The sequence below is a fragment of the Streptomyces axinellae genome, from assembly GCF_039532135.1.
Taxonomy (GTDB): domain Bacteria; phylum Actinomycetota; class Actinomycetes; order Streptomycetales; family Streptomycetaceae; genus Streptomyces; species Streptomyces axinellae.
On record NZ_BAAARJ010000004.1, the window covers coordinates 336,474 to 351,141 of the forward strand.

Sequence of the window (14,668 nt, forward strand, 5' to 3'; positions counted from 1 at the left end):
GACTCCTCGGTCCCCGGAGGTCAGATCCGCCCCCGCTCGGCCCTGAGCTTTTCGGCGACCGGGCGCAAGGTCGCCTCCAGGCGGCTCAGATCCGCCGGGGCCATCCGGTCGATGAAGTGGCGGCGGACAGAGGAGACATGGTGCGGGGCCACCTCGCGCACGGTCTGCCAGCCCCGCTCGGTCAGCACGGCGAACAGGCCGCGCCGGTCGGACTCACAGCTCTCGCGCCGGACCAGTTCCGCTTTCTCCATGCGCGTGATCTGGTGCGACAAGCGGCTCTTGGACTGGAGCGTCACCGAGGCGAGGTCGCTCATCCGCATGCGGCGGTCCGCCGACTCCGAGAGGTTCACGAGGATCTCGTAGTCGTTGAGGGTCAGTCCGAAGGGCTGAAGGTCGCGCTCCATCTGGTAGCTGAGCAGCCTGCTGACGTCCAGGTGAGTACGCCACGCACGCTGCTCGTCCTCCGTCAGCCAACGGGTGCCGTTGTCGGTGTCCATGCCCTGAGACTACCTAGCGTCGTACACACGTGCTTACTCGGTGTGGTGTTAAAACACCGGAGCGTTGCCGTGGCGGGAGCGTTACCGGTACGTGAACGGAGTCAGAGCCCGAACCGGCGCTGGAGGCTGCCGAGCTGGCCGGGCAACTGCGGGGACTGCTGGCCGCCGTGGCCGCCCTGTCCGCCGTGACCCCCCGGCCCGCCGCCCGGCACGCCCGCCTGCTGCGGCACCGCGCCCGTATCGCGCTCGGCCATCAGCACCTCGGTCGACTGGACCAGGACGGTGCCCGCGCCCACGAACTCGAACTGGTGCTCCTCGCCGGAGGCGCCTCCCATCCCCGTCATCGCGCGGATACCGCCCATCACGCCCTTGAGGTACTCGTGGTCGTAGTGGTGGCAGGGCGAGGGGCAGTCCGCCCAGCCGACCAGCGCCTGCGGGTCCACCCGCACCGGCGGCTCCACGAAGTGCACCTCGCCGTTGGAGGCGGCCACGAACTTCCCCGTGCCGATCAGCGTCAGAAAGCCCGGGATGATCGACTGCTTCAGCGAGAGCGACGGCTCGAAGGCGAGGAGGTTGCCGGAGCGGACCGTCAGATTGCCGTCGTCCAGGTCGTAGGAGTTGACGTCGAAGGCCCGGTCGGCGAGCAGCAGTTTGCCGTGCCCCTCGGCGACCACCCAGTCCGCGGCGTGCAGCGGGGAGTGGAAGCTGGAGGCGATCAGCCTGTCCAGCCGGCCGTGGCCGACCCCCTGGAAGTCGATCTGCCCGTAATAGGCGATCATCTTGCCCTTCTGGAGGAACCACTGGCCGTTGAGGTCCACGCTGAAGGCGTACGGATTGACGTTGTCGTTCGACGGGAGCGTCGTTGCGTCGAAGATCAGGGGCGCGTCGGTCGTCACAGCTTCTCCTCGCTGGCCTGGACGAAAACTGCCCCGTTCCCGGACAGTTCGAGCTGGAACGCCTCGCCCGAGCCGCGGCCGACCATGTCGCGCCAGCCCAGGGCCGAGGAAAGCTTGTTGCGGACGTCGCCGAAGTGGGCGACATATGCCTGCGGATCGACGTGGACCGGGCGGCCGGGGGTGAGGGGGAGCTGGATGATGCCGCCGTGCGCCATGACGGCCACCGCGCCCTTGCCGGTGAGCGTCGTGGTGAACAGCCCCTGTCCGGAGACCTGCCCGCGCACCATGCCCATGATCCCGCCGTCCTTGCCCAGGAAGAGGGTGCCCTGCTGGAGGCTGCCGTCGAAGGCGAGGAGGCGGTCGGCCTCGACGCAGAGGGTGTCGCCGTCCAGGTTGATCACCTCGACGTGGTGGCCGCCGTGCCCGAACATGACGGTGCCGTTGCCCTCGACCGTCATCAGCGGGGTGGCCTCCCCCGCGACCCGGCGCCCGATCATGGACATCACGCCGCCCTGGCCGCCCTGCATGTTGGGCGTGAAGCGCACCTCGCCCTTGTAGCCGACCATCGCGCCGCGCTGGCTGAACATCCGCTGACCCGGCACGACCTGGGCCTCGACCAGCTTCGATGAGATCTCCCGGAACGGCATCAGACCTCGCCTCCCAGCGTGTTCCGCTCGCTCGGCTGTACGTAGACCAGGCCGTCGCCCTCGAAGCGGACCTGGAAGGACTCGCCGGAGCCCTCGCCCATCAGCGTGCGGAAGTTGACGCCCGACTGGAGGCTCTGCCGCAGGTTGCCCTGGTGGGCCACGTAGGCGCCCGGATCGACCTGGAGCGGGGTGTTCTGCGTCACCCGCAGCAGCACGGCGGGCCCCGACGACATGACCGCCGCCTGCCCGGTGCCCTCCACCGAGGTGGTGAACAGGCCGTTGCCCTGCGAGGCGCCGCGCAGCCCCGTGAAGGTCGTCCCGGTGCGCAGGCCGCCGTCCACGCACAGCAGGTTGCTCGCCTCGACGTGCAGCTTCTCGCCGTTGAGCCGGACCAGGCTGATGTCGCTGGCGCGGTCGGCGAAATAGCAGACGCCCTGCCCCTTCACCTCCATCACCGTCATCTGCTCGCCCGTGAGCCGGCGGGTGAGCATGCCGCGCATACCCTCGCCGCCGCCGCTCATCTTCTTGAACGACATCTCGCCCTCGTAGGCGACCATGGAGCCGTTCTTCGCCTTCACCGATTCGCCGCCGCTGAGTGTGACGGCCAGCACCTTGGTGCCGTGGAGTTGGAACTGAGCCACACGGCGAAACCTACCCTGTGGGGCGTGACCGACAGGAGGGCTGCCACAATGGAAAGCGCTTGTGCGTGCCTTCACAAACGATATGAGGACCTGCCGTGGCCATACTGGAAACCCCTAGCGGCCTGCCGCCCAAGGCCGTCTCCGCCCTCCGCCGTCTGCGTCTGACCTCCGTTCCCGAGGGGGTCTCCTTCCTCCTGCTGCTGGTCTGCTCCGTACTGAAGCGGACCACGGACTTCAATGCCGTGCCGGTCATGGGCGCTGTCCACGGCGTGCTCTTCATCCTCTATGTCGTGTTCTGGGCGGACGCGTGGAACCGCATCAAGTGGCCCTTCGGCCGCGCCGCCCTCTACTTCGTCCTCTCCGTCCTGCCCACCGGCGGCTTCTTCGCGGACAAGATGCTGCGCAAGGAAGAGGAGTCCGGCGTCATCGCCGCGCGCGCCCGCAAGGAGCAGACCGGCGCACCCGGGCAGAGCACGGTCGCCTCGTGATCGTCGCCTTCTCCGTCACGCCGCTCGGTGTCGGTGAGGATGTGGGGGAGTACGTCGCCGACGCCGTGCGCGTGGTCCGCGCCTCGGGTCTGCCGCACCGCACGGACGCCATGTTCACCTCGCTGGAAGGCGAGTGGGAGGAGTGCATGGACGTGGTGCGGCGCGCGGTGGCCGCCGTGGAGGCACGCGCACCGCGCGTCTCGCTCGTCCTCAAGGCCGACATCAGGCCCGGCGTCACCGACGGCCTCACCTCGAAGGTCGAGACCGTGGACCGCCACCTGTCCGAGAGCTGAGGGCCGGGCCCCGATCCTGCGCGCCGATCCTCCGCGCCGGGGTGCGCCCGGAGCGTGAGACGCCTTCGGCCCGCATGCGACCGGCCGGTAGGGTCGATGCGTGTCCAAGCCGCTCAGTCTGTCGTTCGATCCGATCGCCCGCGCCGACGAACACTGGAAGCAGCGATGGGGATCCGTGCCGTCCATGGCCGCGATCACCTCCATCATGCGGGCTCAGCAGATCCTGCTCGCCGAGGTCGATGCCGTGGTCAAGCCCTACGGGCTGACGTTCGCCAGGTACGAGGCCCTGGTGCTGCTCACCTTCTCCAAGGCGGGCGAGCTGCCGATGTCGAAGATCGGTGAGCGGCTGATGGTGCACCCCACCTCGGTGACCAACACCGTCGACCGGCTCCAGTCGGCGGGGTTCGTGGAAAAGCGGCCCAACCCGAACGACGGCCGGGGCACGCTCGCCGCGATCACGCCCAAGGGCCGCGAGGTGTGCGAGGCGGCCACCGAGGACCTGATGGCGATGGACTTCGGGCTGGGCGCCTACGACACCGAAGAGCTGGACGAGGTCTTCACGCTGCTGCGCCCCTTGCGGGTGGCGGCCGGGGACTTCGCGGAGCCCTCCGGCCGCTGACCGCCGCCCTCCGCGGCCCGGGCCCCGCCCCGAAAGTGGGCGGAAAGCGAGCGGAAGGACTGCTTCCGCGGACCGAGGGGGGCCGGAAGACCGCCCCGGGGATGCGGCTACGCTCGATCGCATGAAACGAAGCGTGCTGACGCGCTACCGCGTCATGGCCTACGTCACCGCCGTGCTCCTCGTGCTGCTGACCCTGGGCGTGATCGGCAAGTATCTGCTGGGCATGGACGGCGCGGCCGGCTTCACCAGCGTGGTCGGCATCGCGCACGGCTGGCTCTACATCCTCTACCTGATCTTCGCGTTCGACCTGGGGCAGAAGGCGAAGTGGCCCCTCGGCAAGCAGATCTGGGTGCTGCTGGCGGGCACCGTGCCCACGGCGGCGTTCTTCGTCGAGCGCAAGGTCACGCGCGAGGTCGCCCCTCTGGTCAAGGAGGAGGGCGCGGCGCCGGTCGGCGCGTGAGCGCCGGGGGCTCCCTTCGGTGAGACCGCCGCCGGCCGGTGCCTGAGTCTGTCGCCGGCCGGCGCCGGGACCGTCGCTGTTCGGCGTTCGGTTCTCCCGGGTCCGCCCGGGTCGAGCCCCTGTGCCGGAGTCCCGGGGCGGGCTCCGCGTGCGGTGCCCCGGCCCGCGCCCCGGCCTCCGGAGCCCACGGGTCCCTGCCCGGCCCTCAAGGTCCGTCCGCCGGAACCTCGCGTGCGGGGCGGAGGGGCAGAGGGTCCGGACGCTGCCGTGTTGCGGCCGTCGGACCGGCAGCCGCCCCCGGGGCCCCGGCTGCCTCCGCCGTCCACTGCCTCCCAACTCCCGGAATCCCCGTTTCCGGGAGGGCGCGGGGCTGTGGTCATCGACATTTACTTGGACGTCCAAGTAAATTCGGTGGTATGGATGCTGACGCCATTGCTCAAGGGCGCCTCCGCTGGCAGGAGCGCTACGACGCGGCCCGCAAGCGGGACGCGGATTTCACCACCCTCAGCGGCGACCCCGTCGAGCCGGTCTACGGGCCCCGGGACGGAGACACCGTGGAGGGGTTCGAGCGCATCGGCTGGCCCGGTGAGTTCCCGTACACCCGAGGGCTCTACCCCACCGGCTACCGGGGCAGGACCTGGACCATCCGCCAGTTCGCCGGGTTCGGCAACGCCGAGCAGACGAACGAGCGGTACAAGATGATCCTCAAGGCGGGCGGCGGCGGGCTGTCCGTCGCCTTCGACATGCCGACGCTGATGGGGCGGGACTCGGACGACCCCCGCTCGCTCGGCGAGGTCGGCCACTGCGGCGTGGCCATCGACTCCGCCGCCGACATGGAGGTCCTCTTCTCCGGCATCCCGCTCGGCGAGGTCACCACCTCGATGACGATCTCCGGCCCCGCCGTGCCCGTCTTCTGCATGTACCTGGTCGCCGCCGAGCGGCAGGGTGTCGATCCGGCCGTGCTCAACGGCACGCTCCAGACGGACATCTTCAAGGAGTACATCGCGCAGAAGGAATGGCTCTTCCCGCCCGAGCCCCATCTGCGGCTGATCGGCGACCTGATGGAGCACTGCGCGCAGGGCATCCCCGCCTACAAGCCGCTGTCGGTGTCCGGCTACCACATCCGGGAGGCCGGTGCGACGGCCGCTCAGGAGCTGGCGTACACGCTGGCGGACGGGTTCGGCTATGTGGAGCTGGGCCTCTCGCGCGGGCTGGATGTGAACACCTTCGCGCCGGGGCTGTCCTTCTTCTTCGACGCGCACCTGGACTTCTTCGAGGAGATCGCCAAGTTCCGCGCCGCGCGCCGCATCTGGGCCCGCTGGATGCGCGACGTGTACGGCGCGACGAGCGAGAAGGCGCAGTGGCTGCGCTTCCACACCCAGACGGCCGGGGTCTCGCTGACCGCGCAGCAGCCGTACAACAACGTGGTGCGCACCGCCATCGAGGCCCTGTCCGCGGTCCTGGGCGGCACCAACTCGCTGCACACCAACGCGCTGGACGAGACCCTCGCCCTGCCCAGCGAACAGGCCGCCGAGATCGCGCTGCGCACCCAGCAGGTGCTCATGGAGGAGAGCGGCGTCACCAACGTCGCCGACCCGCTGGGCGGTTCGTGGTATGTCGAGGCGCTGACCGACCGTATCGAGGCCGACGCCGAGAAGATCTTCGACCAGATAAAGGAACGGGGCCGCCGCGCCGTACCCGACGGGCAGTACCCGGTCGGGCCCATCACCTCCGGCCTGCTGCGCGGGATCGAGGACGGCTGGTTCACCAGCGAGATCGCCGAATCGGCCTTCACCTACCAGCGGGCGCTGGAGAAGAACGAGAAAAAGGTCGTCGGCGTCAACTGCCACACCGGCTCGGTCACCGGAGACCTGGAGATCCTGCGGGTCAGCCACGAGGTCGAGCGCGAGCAGGTGCGGGCGCTGGCCGGGCGCAAGGCCGGACGGGACGAGGCGGCCGTGCGGGACACGCTGGCCGCGATGGTCGAGGCCGCCAGGAGCGAGGCCAACATGATCGAGCCGATGCTGGCGGCCGTGCGTGCCGAGGCGACCCTCGGCGAGATCTGCGGGGTCCTGCGCGAGGAGTGGGGGGACTACACGGAGCCGCCGGTCTTCTGAATCCCCGACCGCTCGCCCCGCCCCAGGTCCTGCTTCGGGCTCGGCCCCGCGTCCTGCCCCGCCGCCGAGGCCGGGGCCGGGCCCGAGGCCGGGCCCGAGGCCGGGCCCGAGGCCGGGGCCCGCCGTGAGTCCGCGCCCAGGGCGGGATCGGCGGGGGAGAGGGGAGGGGTGACGGCCCCCAGTCCCTCCAGCAGAAGGGTGGTGAAGGACGCGGCCCACTCCGCGTCCACGGTGCGGTCGCTCACCAGCGACCTGTGCACCACCGCGCCCGCGATCACATCGAAGATGAGGTCCACGACGCGCCGGGTCTCGTCCGGGTCGGGGCCGTCCGGCGGGAGCTCGCCGCGCGCCTGGGCCCGCGCGCGGCCGTCGAGGACCAGCCGTTTCTGGCGGTTCACGATCGCCTCGCGGATGCGCCCGCGCAGCGCCTTGTCCGAGGTGGACTCCGCGATGACGGCCATCAGCGCCGTCTTGGTCTCGGGGCGCCCGAGCAGCGCGGCGAAGGAGAGGACGACGCCCTCGACGTCGGCTCGCAGACTGCCGCAGTCGGGCAGTTCCAGCTCGTCGAACAAGGCGGCGACCGCGTCCACGACCAGCTCGCTCTTGGCGGCCCACCGCCGGTAGAGGGTGGTCTTGGCGACCCCCGCGCGGTGGGCGACCTCCGCCATCGTCAGCCTGCTCCAGCCCACTTCGACCAGCGCGGCGCGGGTCGCGTGGAGAATCGCGCGGTCCGCCGCGGCACTTCGGGGGCGCCCGCGCCGTTGCGGGGAGGGAGCGGCCATGTGCCGACCATACCGATGAGTACGCGAAGCACAGTGAGGCGGATCACCGCGCCGGGGCCGCCGGACGGTCTTGCGGTCGTGTCCCCTCTTCGAGTTACGCTACGAGCCGTAGCGGAATGCCCGTTGCGACGACCACGCGCCGGGTGGGGACCCGGCGGCCACTGCACACACAGGCGCGCGGAAGGGGGAGACTGGTCTCATGCAGCCACGCAATATGTCCATGAGCGGAGTGGTCGACCTCGCCGCGGTGAAGGCGGCCGGAGAGGCCAAGCAGAAGGCGGAGCAGGCGAGAGCCCAGTCCGCCGAGGGAGGCGGCGCGCCGGCGCCGTCGAGCCTGGTGATCGATGTCGATGAGGCGAGCTTCGAGGCGGACGTCCTTCAGCGCTCCGCCGAGGTGCCGGTCGTCATCGACTTCTGGGCGGAGTGGTGCGAGCCGTGCAAGCAGCTCTCACCGGTTCTGGAGCGCGTCACCAAGCAGTACGCGGGCCGGGTGATGCTCGCGAAGATCGATGTCGATCAGAACCAGATGCTGATGCAGCAGTTCGGCGTCCAGGGCATTCCGGCGGTCTTCGCCGTGGTCGCCGGGCAGGCCCTGCCGCTGTTCCAGGGTGCTGCCCCCGAGGAGCAGATCCGGGGCACCTTCGACCAGCTCGTGCAGGTCGCCGAGCAGCGCTTCGGCATCACGGGCCTCCAGGGTGTGGGCGAGGAAGCGGCCGAGGAGGCGGCTCCCGAGCCGGAGGTGCCGGAGGACCCGGTGCTGGCCGCCGCCCAGCAGGCCCTGGACTCCAACGACTTGCCCGGCGCGATCCAGGCGTACCGCAACAAGCTGTCGGACGAGCCGGCGAACGTCGAGGCCAAGGTCGGACTGGCGATGGCCGAACTGCTCCAGCGGGTGCAGGGGATGGACGCGCGCCAGGTCCGCAAGGACGCCGCCGACGCGCCCACCGATGTGGCGGCCCAGCTGAAGGTCGCGGACCTGGACATGGCGGGCGGTCATGTCGAGGACGCCTTCGGCCGCCTGGTCGAGACGGTGCAGCGCTCCTCCGGTGAGGACAGGGAGGCGGCGCGGCTGCGGCTGCTGGAGCTGTTCGAGGTGATCGGTGCTGAGGATGCCCGTGTGGTCGCGGCGCGTGGAGCCCTTGCGCGCGCCCTGTTCTGACCTGCCCGTACCGGCGGTCACACGCGCCTGCGACTCATTGATTTAGCGACACCGGCGAGCGCGCTTTGCCAAAACTTGGCAATCGTGATCGCTATTACTCGCAGTAAGGAAATCTCGCGGAAATCTCCCGCCTTGTCCGGGTGCTCCGCTCTCGCCCCCGCCTCGCCCGGCGACCCTGCGTCGCCGGGCGAGGCCGTTTGGCGGCCCGCCGGTTATCCCACCGTTACTCGTAAGTAACGAACCCCCTTGTGCACCGGCCGCAGATGGACCACGATCGGCCAAGCTCGGTCCCTCGCCAGCAGCCCGGCAACCATTCGGCGCCCCGCGGCATGGGTCCCCACCGGGCAGGCCGGCATCGCACACCCCAGCATCACCGCAACACTCAGCTCTACCGCCGGCCTTGAGGACAGGGGGGTCTCCGCCGCACGGCGGAGCCTGTCCGCACAAAGCAAGGTTGCGCGAGAGCGTGGCCCGTGGTTGTCGCTCGGGGGTGATCGCCGGCACCTCGGACGTGACGTGTGGAAGGACGGCACGTACAGAGGCGTTGGCGCTCTCTTTCCGAGGACGTAGCACTTCTCCCTCCCCAGCCTCGCGCGGCCGGGAGGTGCCCCAAGGCAGGGAGCGGCCCGCTGGCAAGTGGACGGCTCTTCGAGCCGGAGATGTACGTCCGAGAAGGAGGAAAGTCATGGAGTCCCTGGCTCGTGGCGGGACCAGATGGAAGCGGTTCGCCGTCGTCATGGTGCCGAGCGTGGCCGCAACGGCCGCGATCGGCGTAGCTCTCTCGCAGGGCGCGCTGGCGGCGTCGTTCAGCGTCTCCGGCCAGCAGTTCAAGGTGACCGCCGACAAGTTGGACGGGCAGGGGTTCGTTCAGTACGGCGCGATCGACACGAACAAGTCGGGCCAGAAGCCCGTCGCGGTCGTCGGCATGAACTCGGCGAAGATCAAGAACCTCTGCCAGTCCGTCGTCGTGCCGGTGCCGGTCTTCGGCGATGTGTCGATGAAGCTCACGGCGGGCGGCAACGGCGGCCCGCGCGTCGAGGCGAAGAAGCTCTACATCGACGCCGACGACCTGCGCACGGACGCGACGTTCAACAACATCGACATCGGCGTCTCGGTGGACAAGACCACGAAGGGGCCCGGTCCGCACAACGGCGACAAGTACCTGAAGGACTCGTTCTCCCAGCAGGCGGACAGTGTCGTGTTCACCGACGTCAAGCAGCGAGCGTGGGCCACGACGGCCGGCACGTTCAAACTCAGCGGCCTGCACATGGCCGTGAAGAAGGGCAAGAGCGAGTGCTACTGACGCACTTGACGTACTGACGACCCCACGGGTGCGGGGTCCGGGGCCACCGCTCGACCCCGCGCGCCGCGCCCGTAGGGTCCGCTCCACCCAGCAAGTTCTGCGCCAGTTCCGAGGAGCCCCGTACCCATGAGCGTCGATACGCGACAGAGGCTGACGACCGGATTCGGCCGGAAGCGCAGTTCCTTCCGGACCTGGCGCGGCCAGCGCCCGTTCTGGGGCGGAATACTGACGCTGCTGGCCGGTATCCCGATCATGTACGTCCCTTACCAGAACCTCACGCTCGGTTCGCTGACCATCCGGATGTCCACGACGGCGGGTGCCGGCTCGCTGATCATCGGCGTGCTGCTGGTCGTTCTCGGGCTGACCATGTGGTTCCAGCCCCACTCGCGGGTGTTCGCGGGCATCGCGGCGATTTTGCTGTCGCTGGTCTCCCTCGTGGTGTCCAACTTCGGCGCCTTCCTGATCGGTTTCCTCCTCGGACTGATCGGTGGCGCGCTCGGCGTCTCCTGGGCCCCGGGCAAGGTCGTCAAGTCCCGGCCGGAGTCGGTGAATTCGGCGGATTCCGGGCCTGCGGAGGGCCCGACCGCTTCCGGCGACCCGGGAGCGCAGGTTCCGGCGCAGACCGGACGCACCCTGGACGTCCCGGCGCGGGACGGGGGCGAGGGCCCCCGGGACAACACAGCAGTCTCAGGAGCGGCCCCTGGAAACGGGGCCGAGACGAATGACGGGAACGGGAGGCACCGTGCCGGGTGACGAGGTGAACGCGGGGGAGGGTGCGTCAGCGGACGCGGCGCCGAGTATCCGGGTGAGAACCGGGCCCCGGCACGCGGTCCCGAAGAAGCCACTGCTGACCCGTCTCCATGTGCCCGCCGGCAAGGCGATCGCCATCGCGGCGATGCCCTCGGCCGTCCTGATGGGCATGGGGCTCACCCCGCAGCTGGCCAACGCCAAACCGCAGCCCAAGAACCCCTTCAAGGGCGACTCCTGCGTCTCGGTGGCCGATCAGAAGGAGACCGAGGCCGAGAAGGAAGAGCGCAAGGAGCGGGCGGAAAAGCTCAAGCGTGATCTGGCCCGCGAGCAGGCCAAGCGGGAGAAGGCCGCACAGGACAAGGCGGACGCGGCGAAACGGGAGCAGCGGGAGCAGGACAAGCCTGCCCAGGGCGGCGACGAGAAGGGGTCCGGGACCAAATCCCCCGCGTCGCCCACGCCTTCGGGCGGTTCCGCTGACGACGGGAGTGCGGGCAAGCCGTCGTCCAAGGCTCCGTCCCCGGGCTCTGGTTCCGGTTCGGGCTCCGGTTCGGGCTCCGGCTCCGGTTCGGACTCGGGTGATTCCTCGTCCTCCGAGGACGAGGAGAACCCCTGGTACGACCCGCTGGGTGTCGGCAAGACGCTCGATGACGTCCTGAAGCCGAAGGAGTCCGAACCTCCCGAGGCGCCCGCGGACGAGAAGCCGGACGAGCCCTCGGACGGCGGGAAGTCCTCCCCCAAGCCCGACCCCGATCCCACGACGTCCGTGCCCAAGACGCCCGAGAAGGACGAGACGCCGGGTGCGTCCGGGGCGGTGAAGCGCGGCGAGAACAAGAGCGGGACCGGGGCCGAGGATGAGAAGTCCCAGGACAAAAAGGCCCAGGACAAGAAGAGCAAAGACGCCAAAGGCGCCAAGGGCAAGGATTCCAAGGACAGCGGCGACAGCGGCGTCTCCGAGAAGGACGGCACCGCCCGCGACTACGACCCGGCCAAGGACGCGGGCAAGCCGTTCCCCTGTCCGGAGAAGATGGATGTCCAGGGCACGGACGAGCAGACGCCTGCCCAGGTGCCCAACCAGCCCTGGAACCTGGAGGCTTCCTCCCTCACGCTCAAGGGCCTCGACTACAAGGGCGTCGTCAACATCACCATGCCGAACGGCAGGACGAAGCAGGCCCTCAAGTTCACCTCCGACGCCCTGGACATCGGCGACCTGCACCAGACGGTGAAGGGCCCCGGCGGCACGACCTACCACGTACAGGCGGCCGAGGGCTCGACCTCGACCATCCGTGGCGGCAAGGTCACGATGTACACCGAGGAACTGAAGGGCAATCTCTTCGGGCTGATCCCGATCACCTTCAGCCCCGGTTCGCCGCCGCCGATCAACGTGCCGTTCGCGTACTTCACGAAGGTGACCGTCAAGCAGGCGGGCCAGTTCGGCGGCAACCTCACCATCCCCGGCCTGCACCAGTTCGTCGAGAAGTGAACCGGCCCACCCCCGCGCGGACACCGCGCCGGGGGTGTCCGCCGTTGCGTCACCCCCTTGGGGGGTGACGCACTCGCACCACCACCCCGGCCCCCGGACCCGGCCGGTCCACGGGCAACTCGTGGGCCGCGTCCGCGTGTTACGTCTCCGGGACGTACTGGCGAGTGTCCGGATACGCGGCCCCTGCGATGATCGGCCGCATGACGGCACAGCACTCCACCGATCAAATCCTCGCGGGCCTGGAGGAGGAAATATGGGCGCCCACCGGCTTCGTCCACGGCACGGCGGAAGACCCCGCGGGCACCCTCCGGGCCCTGGCCTCCGATGACGACGAGGCCGTCCGCGAAGCGCTCAGCTCCTTCTGGCACAGCATGCGCGCCCGCACCCCCGCGTACTCCGCAACCCGCCAATGTGTGCCCTACCTGGCCCGGTTGTGCGCGGCCGGGGTGTACACCGAGACGCTGCTGGAGCTGCTGCACAGCGTCGCCGACGGTGAGGACCAGCCGCGCGGGGACCAGGACGAACTGACGGCCGCCGTCGCCACCCAGGTTCCGGCGCTGCTGCCACTGCTCGCGCACGACGACCCCGACATCCGGCGCCTGCTCCTCCGGATCATCGGCCTGTCCGGCCCCGCGCGCGCCGCCGCCGAGGCGATACGCGAGCGCTGGCCCCAGGAGAGCGACGAGGACCTGCGCTCCGAGCTGCTGTCCGCCTGCCGGGCCGCCGACCCCGGGATCGCGGCAGATATCGCGGCGGGCGAACTGGGAGCGGAAAACGACCCCGAGGTCCGGCTCGCGGCAGCGCTCAGCCTAGTCCGCGACGACGCCCCCTGGACGGACGAACTGGCCGCAGCCGCCACCGCGTGGGCAACGGCGGGCGCGGGCGCGGGATCCGAGCCCGGCGAGCGCTGGTTCGACACGAGCACCGGGGAGTGGAAGGACACCGACCGGGAGGACACCGCCTTTCAGGACCTGCTGCTCCTGCTCGCCGACCGGGACGGACTCCCGCTGTCCCTGAGTCTGCTGGAGACCGCTCGCACCGCCGGGGGAGCGGCGGCAGACACGGTCGGGGACCCGGGAGACGGCGCCGGGTTCCGCGCGCGCCGGATGCTCAGCGGCATCGAGGCGCTGTGCGGCGAGTTCCGCCCGGCCCCCGCCGCCCTGACCGGGCCGCTCGCCGAACTGGTCGCCCACGCGGACCCCGTGGTGAGGGGACGCGCCGTGGCGATGGTGCGGCGCCTCGGCGAGGAAGGCCGCCCCGCCGCCGACGCGGTGCTGGCCGTCGCGGCCGGTGAGACTCCTGGGAGCGGGGGCGAGGGCGACGACAAGGAGGCCGCTGACGACGCCCTCGCGCTGCTCGTCGCCCTCCGTGACCCACGCGCCGTGCCGCTGCTGGCCCGCCATCTGCCGCACAGCAGGGGGGCGTTGGAGACGGCCGTCGGCACGTCGCCCTGGAGCGCCCGGCGCGGGGTCGTCGTCCCCTTCGACGCGGCACTCCTGGCGGCGGCGCGGAGCCTGCTGCGCACACCCGACCGCCGCAACTACGGGGCGCCCCGGCACCTGTGCGCGCTGCTCGCCGCATGGGGCCCGCGGGCCGCTCCGGCCCTCCCGGAGCTGTACGAACTGCTGTCCAAGGAGCCCCAGCACGCGCCGGGTGCGGTGGCCGCCGTCGCGGCCGGAACGCCGGACGCCGAGGTGGCCGCGGACCGGCTGCGGGCCGCCGCCGACCGTGCCACATCGGCCTACGAGAGGATGCCCGCGGCTGTCGCGCTGCGCGAACTCACGGACGAGAGCGGGCTGTTGGTGGCCGCCGTGCGCGCCGGGCTCGACGAGGTCCTCTACAGCAAGCGTGCCGCCGTCACCCGCGCACGCGACCTCGGCCCGGACGGTGCGCCGCTGCTCCCGAGGCTGCGCGAGCTGCTGACCCCCGAGACGAGCGGCGATGCCGGCTGGGACTGGGGCGACTGTCTGGGCGCCGCGTCCGCGACCCACGCGATCCACGGGCGGGAAGCGGCCGGGGAACTGCTCCCGACGCTGTCGGCGGCGCTGAACGGCAGGGACGACCGCGTGCGGGACGCCGCCGCCCGGCTCGCCCGCCGGATCGGCGCGCCCGCCGCCGCTCTCGCCTCCGACATCCCGCCGCTGTTCGGCTCGATGACCACGCTGGTCTCCGCGTGCGGTGCGCTGCTGGCCTTCCCCGGAGCCGTCGTCGGCCACGACAGTGCGGTCGGGGCCGACGAAGCGAACGACGTGGACGGGGCGGACGCGGCGGACGGGGTGGACGGGGTGGACGAGGAGACGGTGACCGACGCGCTGCTGCTCGCCGTCGAGCAGAGCGGCCCCGTCGAAGAGGCCCTCGGACTGCTGCGCGAGCTGGGCGGCGGCAGCCTCGCCCCGCAGGTCCGCGAGCGCCTGCGGGAGCTGGCCGGATCCCCGCGCCGCCCGCCCCGCCACCCCTACGACCTCCAGTGGATCCGCAAGGACCAGGAGCGGCTGGCGGCGCTGCGGACGGCGTTGAGTCTCTGACCTGTCCGGCC

The 14,668-nt window shown here is 70.8% G+C and carries 14 protein-coding genes and 1 pseudogene; 10 read left to right on the plus strand and 5 right to left on the minus strand.

All coding sequences use genetic code 11. From position 1 onward, the window contains the following. Positions 1–20 precede the first annotated feature (20 nt). From ABD339_RS07985 to ABD339_RS08000, 4 genes are all read right to left on the minus strand, one after another. On the minus strand, positions 21–497 hold the full coding sequence (locus ABD339_RS07985) for a MarR family winged helix-turn-helix transcriptional regulator (RefSeq protein WP_344563629.1): 477 nt from the start codon (positions 495–497) through the stop codon (positions 21–23). Positions 498–598: 101 nt separating this feature from the next. After that, positions 599–1,393, minus strand: a complete 795-nt coding sequence (locus ABD339_RS07990; RefSeq protein ID WP_344563631.1) for an AIM24 family protein — start codon at positions 1,391–1,393, stop codon at positions 599–601. Continuing rightward, positions 1,390–2,040 carry an AIM24 family protein gene (locus ABD339_RS07995; protein ID WP_344563633.1) on the minus strand — a complete coding sequence of 217 codons (651 nt, stop codon included), beginning with the start codon at positions 2,038–2,040 and terminating at the stop codon, positions 1,390–1,392. Before ABD339_RS07995 ends, ABD339_RS07990 begins: the two co-directional genes overlap by 4 nt. Continuing rightward, positions 2,040–2,681 (minus strand): AIM24 family protein, encoded by a 642-nt coding sequence (locus ABD339_RS08000; RefSeq protein ID WP_344563635.1) that lies wholly within the window; start codon positions 2,679–2,681, stop codon positions 2,040–2,042. Before ABD339_RS08000 ends, ABD339_RS07995 begins: the two co-directional genes overlap by 1 nt. A 95-nt stretch (positions 2,682–2,776) precedes the next feature. Here ABD339_RS08000 and ABD339_RS08005 point away from each other — a divergent pair, with 95 nt between their 5' ends. The 5 genes from ABD339_RS08005 (at position 2,777) to icmA (ending at position 6,658) form a co-directional block, all read left to right on the plus strand. After that, a complete protein-coding gene (locus tag ABD339_RS08005; protein WP_344563637.1) occupies positions 2,777–3,169 on the plus strand; it encodes a DUF3817 domain-containing protein in 393 nt (130 codons plus the stop codon). Further along, positions 3,166–3,462 (plus strand): MTH1187 family thiamine-binding protein, encoded by a 297-nt coding sequence (locus tag ABD339_RS08010; protein ID WP_344563639.1) that lies wholly within the window; start codon positions 3,166–3,168, stop codon positions 3,460–3,462. The genes ABD339_RS08005 and ABD339_RS08010 overlap by 4 nt, the downstream gene beginning before the upstream one ends. Before the next feature lie 100 nt (positions 3,463–3,562). Beyond that, entirely contained in the window at positions 3,563–4,081 is a 519-nt protein-coding gene (locus tag ABD339_RS08015; RefSeq protein ID WP_344563641.1) for a MarR family winged helix-turn-helix transcriptional regulator, read from the plus strand. 121 nt (positions 4,082–4,202) lie between these two features. Continuing rightward, complete coding sequence (locus tag ABD339_RS08020; protein ID WP_344563642.1) at positions 4,203–4,541, plus strand: DUF3817 domain-containing protein; 339 nt, start codon at positions 4,203–4,205, stop codon at positions 4,539–4,541. Between the two features lie 416 nt (positions 4,542–4,957). Then, the gene (gene icmA, locus ABD339_RS08025) at positions 4,958–6,658 is read left to right on the plus strand and encodes a coenzyme B12-dependent isobutyryl-CoA mutase large subunit (RefSeq protein ID WP_344563643.1); all 1,701 of its coding nucleotides are present in this window, start codon (positions 4,958–4,960) and stop codon (positions 6,656–6,658) included. A 152-nt stretch (positions 6,659–6,810) separates the two neighbouring features. Here icmA and ABD339_RS08030 read toward each other — a convergent pair. Continuing rightward, positions 6,811–7,440: pseudogene (locus tag ABD339_RS08030) on the minus strand (TetR/AcrR family transcriptional regulator); the annotation flags it as partial. Between the two features lie 199 nt (positions 7,441–7,639). Between ABD339_RS08030 and ABD339_RS08035 the strand changes: the two are divergent. From ABD339_RS08035 to ABD339_RS08055, 5 genes are all read left to right on the plus strand, one after another. After that, complete coding sequence (locus tag ABD339_RS08035) at positions 7,640–8,599, plus strand: tetratricopeptide repeat protein (protein WP_344563645.1); 960 nt, start codon at positions 7,640–7,642, stop codon at positions 8,597–8,599. Positions 8,600–9,284: 685 nt separating this feature from the next. Beyond that, the gene (locus tag ABD339_RS08040; RefSeq protein ID WP_344563647.1) at positions 9,285–9,902 is read left to right on the plus strand and encodes a DUF6230 family protein; all 618 of its coding nucleotides are present in this window, start codon (positions 9,285–9,287) and stop codon (positions 9,900–9,902) included. A gap of 126 nt (positions 9,903–10,028) precedes the next feature. Then, positions 10,029–10,655 carry a DUF6114 domain-containing protein gene (locus tag ABD339_RS08045; RefSeq protein ID WP_344563649.1) on the plus strand — a complete coding sequence of 209 codons (627 nt, stop codon included), beginning with the start codon at positions 10,029–10,031 and terminating at the stop codon, positions 10,653–10,655. Next, the gene (locus ABD339_RS08050; RefSeq protein WP_344563651.1) at positions 10,624–12,132 is read left to right on the plus strand and encodes a hypothetical protein; all 1,509 of its coding nucleotides are present in this window, start codon (positions 10,624–10,626) and stop codon (positions 12,130–12,132) included. Before ABD339_RS08045 ends, ABD339_RS08050 begins: the two co-directional genes overlap by 32 nt. A 200-nt stretch (positions 12,133–12,332) precedes the next feature. Then, positions 12,333–14,657, plus strand: coding sequence for a hypothetical protein (locus tag ABD339_RS08055; protein WP_344563653.1), 2,325 nt, complete (start codon positions 12,333–12,335; stop codon positions 14,655–14,657). Positions 14,658–14,668 lie beyond the last annotated feature (11 nt).

Coding starts and splice junctions, on each gene's coding strand:
- ABD339_RS07985 (WP_344563629.1), bottom strand. CDS start 497: ATGGACACCGACAACGGCACCCGTTGGCTGACGGAGGACGAGCAGCGT.
- ABD339_RS08050 (WP_344563651.1), top strand. CDS start 10,624: ATGACGGGAACGGGAGGCACCGTGCCGGGTGACGAGGTGAACGCGGGG.
- ABD339_RS08035 (WP_344563645.1), top strand. CDS start 7,640: ATGCAGCCACGCAATATGTCCATGAGCGGAGTGGTCGACCTCGCCGCG.
- ABD339_RS07995 (WP_344563633.1), bottom strand. CDS start 2,040: ATGCCGTTCCGGGAGATCTCATCGAAGCTGGTCGAGGCCCAGGTCGTG.
- ABD339_RS08020 (WP_344563642.1), top strand. CDS start 4,203: ATGAAACGAAGCGTGCTGACGCGCTACCGCGTCATGGCCTACGTCACC.
- ABD339_RS08045 (WP_344563649.1), top strand. CDS start 10,029: ATGAGCGTCGATACGCGACAGAGGCTGACGACCGGATTCGGCCGGAAG.
- icmA (WP_344563643.1), top strand. CDS start 4,958: ATGGATGCTGACGCCATTGCTCAAGGGCGCCTCCGCTGGCAGGAGCGC.
- ABD339_RS08040 (WP_344563647.1), top strand. CDS start 9,285: ATGGAGTCCCTGGCTCGTGGCGGGACCAGATGGAAGCGGTTCGCCGTC.
- ABD339_RS08055 (WP_344563653.1), top strand. CDS start 12,333: ATGACGGCACAGCACTCCACCGATCAAATCCTCGCGGGCCTGGAGGAG.